This window comes from Enorma timonensis (genome assembly GCF_000321165.1).
GTDB lineage: Bacteria > Actinomycetota > Coriobacteriia > Coriobacteriales > Coriobacteriaceae > Enorma.
This window is the reverse complement of the sequence record NZ_CAPF01000037.1, coordinates 1-3,179: the sequence shown is the minus strand read 5'-3', so window position 1 is coordinate 3,179 and position 3,179 is coordinate 1. Positions and strand designations below refer to the sequence as shown.

Annotated in this window: 4 protein-coding genes and 2 pseudogenes; all 6 read left to right on the top strand. The window is 62.3% G+C overall.

Annotation, left to right across the window (positions count from 1 at the left end):
• Positions 1-54 precede the first annotated feature (54 nt).
• Positions 55-444, top strand: a pseudogene (locus BN423_RS11930) (DDE-type integrase/transposase/recombinase); the annotation flags it as partial.
• A gap of 104 nt (positions 445-548) precedes the next feature.
• A pseudogene (locus tag BN423_RS11925) lies at positions 549-734 on the top strand (transposase); the annotation flags it as partial.
• A complete protein-coding gene (locus tag BN423_RS04125) occupies positions 680-1,678 on the top strand; it encodes an IS3 family transposase (protein ID WP_456297511.1) in 999 nt (332 codons plus the stop codon). The pseudogene BN423_RS11925 and the gene BN423_RS04125, both read left to right, overlap by 55 nt.
• Before the next feature lie 31 nt (positions 1,679-1,709).
• On the top strand, positions 1,710-1,823 hold the full coding sequence (locus tag BN423_RS11920; protein ID WP_399460611.1) for a hypothetical protein: 114 nt from the start codon (positions 1,710-1,712) through the stop codon (positions 1,821-1,823).
• A 120-nt stretch (positions 1,824-1,943) separates the two neighbouring features.
• Positions 1,944-2,183 (top strand): IS3 family transposase, encoded by a 240-nt coding sequence (locus BN423_RS04120; RefSeq protein ID WP_019239001.1) that lies wholly within the window; start codon positions 1,944-1,946, stop codon positions 2,181-2,183.
• Positions 2,184-2,468: 285 nt separating this feature from the next.
• Complete coding sequence (locus tag BN423_RS11550; RefSeq protein WP_154820273.1) at positions 2,469-3,059, top strand: hypothetical protein; 591 nt, start codon at positions 2,469-2,471, stop codon at positions 3,057-3,059.
• Positions 3,060-3,179 lie beyond the last annotated feature (120 nt).

The window sequence follows — 3,179 nt, the reverse complement described above, 5'->3', positions numbered from 1 at the left end:
CCCAAGGGCGCCGCGAAGCCCGCCGCCCCGCAGGCGGGCGCCGCCCCCGACCTGGTGGGGCGCGACTTCAGCGCGGACGGCCCGGACAGGGCCCGGTTCGCCGACATCACCTACGTGAGGACCCACCAGGGCTGGCTGTACCTGGCGGTCGTGATGGACATATGGTCGAGGAGGATCGTCGGCTGGTCGATGTCGCCGCGCATGGCGGCGGAGCTCGCCGACGACGCGCTCAAGATGGCGATAGCGCGCAGGAGGCCGCCCGCGGGCTGCGTGCACCACAGCGACCACGGAGCCCAGTACGTCTCGCTGCAGCTCGGCAGGACGATGCGCGACGCGGGGATCAGGCCCTCGATGGGGTCGGTCGCAAGCCCGTGGGACAACGCCGCCATGGAGTCGCTCATGGGTCTCGTCAAGGCCGAGTGCGTGCACGCGAGGACGTTCGAGACCAGGGACCAGGCCGCGCTCGAGATATTCGACTACATGATGTGGCTATACTTAATTGGACACATCGATGAGAGTCTGAGGGCCCTTCGAGGAAAGGAGGCCCCATGCGCGACCCGAAGCACCCAAGACACTTCACGGAGGAGTTCAAGCGCCAGGTCGTCGCGCTCTACGACGGCGGAAAGCCCGCCTCTGAGATCATGCGCGAGTACGACCTCGGCAAGTCCACCTTCCAGCGCTGGGTGAAGCGCGTCCACGAGACCGGTTCGACGCGCGCGGCCGACAACCGCACGCCCGAGGAGTCGAGGCTGCTGGAGCTGGAGCGCGAGAACGCTCGCCTCCGGATGGAGGTCGACGTCCTAAAACAGGCGGCGCCGATGTTCGCACGAAGGCGACGGCGATGGCGGCCAACGCCCGCCGCTACCCGGTATCGGCGCGGCGCGGGATCCTGGGCGTGCCCCGCTCCACGTGCTACCGTATGCTCGCGCACCCGCCGCGCCCGAAGGCGCCCGACCCGATCGAGCCCGACGTGCTCGGCGCGTTCGAGGCCTCGCGCGGCGGGTACGGCGCGAGGAGGCTGAAGGTCGCCCTCGAGAGGGCCGGCATCACCGCCTCCAGGCGCAGGATATGCCGGATCATGGGGGAGAACGGACTTGCGGGCGCGTACTCTGGCCGCGCGCCGAGGGGAGGCGCCCGGCCGGCGCAGCCGCCATCCGCCGACAACGTGCTCGCGAGGGGGTTCGACGGCCACGCGCCGCGGACCCACGTCGCGGCCGACCTCGTCTACGTCCGCGCCGGGGGCTCGTGGTGCTACGTGTGCCTGCTCGTCGACCCCTGCAACCGCGAGATGGCCGGCTGCTCGTGCGGCCGGCGCAAGGACGCGCGCCTCGTGAAGGCGGCCTTCTCGAACGTGGCGTTCCCGCTCACTGACATCGAGGTCTTCCACAGCGACAGGGGCTCCGAGTTCTGCAACGGGGATGTCGACGCGCTGCTCTCGGCCTTCGGAATCGAGAGGTCGTTCTCGCGCCCCGGCAACCCCTACGACAACGCGGTCGTCGAGTCGACGAACAGGGTGCTCAAGCGCGAGCTGGTGCGAGGCAGGGCCTTCGCCTCGGAGGAGCGGCTCAGGACGGAGCTCTTCGACTGGGTGAACCGGCACAACAACTGCAGGCTGCACTCGACGCTGGGCTACATGACGCCGGCAGGGTTCAGGGAGGCGGGCCTGATCCTCTCGTAGATCTGTCCAAAAAGGTGTTGCCACATCATACATCGAGTGCTTCTACAACAGGGTCAGGACGCACTCGGCGCTGGGCTACCTCAGCCCCGAGGAGTTCGAGAGGGCCAACTGGCCCGAGGAGGATCGCCGCCCGATGGCGGCGTAGGGGTGTAAACGAAATCGGGGTAGATTCACCGAGCCCCTGGTCGCGCACTCCGACGGCGGGTCGACCTACCGCTCCCGCTCCTGGAAGCGGATCTGCTCGGAGGGCGGCGTGGTGCGCTCGATGTCCAGGAAGGACCGCTGCGCCGACAACGCCCGGGCGGAGGGCTTCTTCGGCACCCTGAAGGAGGAGTTCTACAACGGCCGGGACTGGTCGCAGGTCGGCTTCGACGAGTTCAGGGGGATGCTCGACTGCTACCTGGAATGGTACGTCCACGGGCGGCTCAAGGCCTTCCGCGAGGGCGGCAGGACGGTGTACGATACGATAGCCGGGCGCCGGCGGCGCCTGGGGTACCAGGTCTAGGCGGTCCAGGATGTGCGCCGCACTCCCTAACGGTGACATGGCGCCGCAGAACTCGACCGCCTCGACCTGTGTCATGCCCTCCGAGGGCGTCAGCAGCGTCATCTCGACAATCCCTCTGTCTTATATGCGGATCCCCTCTGTACGTCTCCCGGCGTCTAACTCTTCGTACGCGTTCAACGTGTTCTTCGTGCTCACGCTTAAACGGAATAACTTGCGTTTGTTGACTTCGAGAGCGCGGGTTGTTTATGATTTACTTAGACAATGTCTAACATTTGGAGGTTCGGTATGGCTATAAACAAGGGTGGCCAAGCTTCAGATAGAATCCTTCAATCACTTCAGGAGTGCATGGAGGTTTCTCCGGGAAGTCTTCCCTCCGCGAAGGAAATCGCTCAGAATGCTGGGGTGGCGAGATCAACACTATATACCTGTTTTCTCGATGTTAATGACATCTTCCTTGCGATGGGACGGGCAGAAGCTTTAAAGAGGATGTCGTCAATACCAACTGGTTACATCGACCAAAGCTCGCTTTCAGAGTATTTCAGATGCAGTATTGATGCTTACAAGCGGATTAAAAGCTATGTGACAGAACGCGGCCTTGATAGAGAAAAATGCAGATTAGCCAAGACTTGCTTTTATAGCGGGTTTCAATCTGCGCTGCTGATTAAAGCGTTGAAAATGCTAGAGTCTGACGGTCGATTTAAGCATCTTGAGGTCGCAGCGGGACAAATTAGCTCGCTGTGCGAAGTTGCATGTAAAGCATCAGACGCTGATGGGGAAATTGATGAAGAGTACATACTGAGTATTATCGATCTGATCATTAGGTCGCTTAACAGCAATAAGTGGTCGATGAAAGTTGATTCAAGCCAAGTGGAGTAGCGCCAAAATGCATCTAATCGGATGGCGTCTCCCTTCATGCGTCAAGTCACACATGAGAGCAATGCGCGTGCATCTTCAGTTAATGCATAGGCGTTCCCGTATCTTCAACAAGCTTTCATA

Excerpts from the sequence above, each read along its gene's own strand:
- BN423_RS04120 (WP_019239001.1), top strand. The coding sequence starts at position 1,944 with ATGTCCAGGAAGGACCGCTGCGCCGACAACGCCCGGGCGGAGGGCTTC.
- BN423_RS11550 (WP_154820273.1), top strand. The coding sequence starts at position 2,469 with ATGGCTATAAACAAGGGTGGCCAAGCTTCAGATAGAATCCTTCAATCA.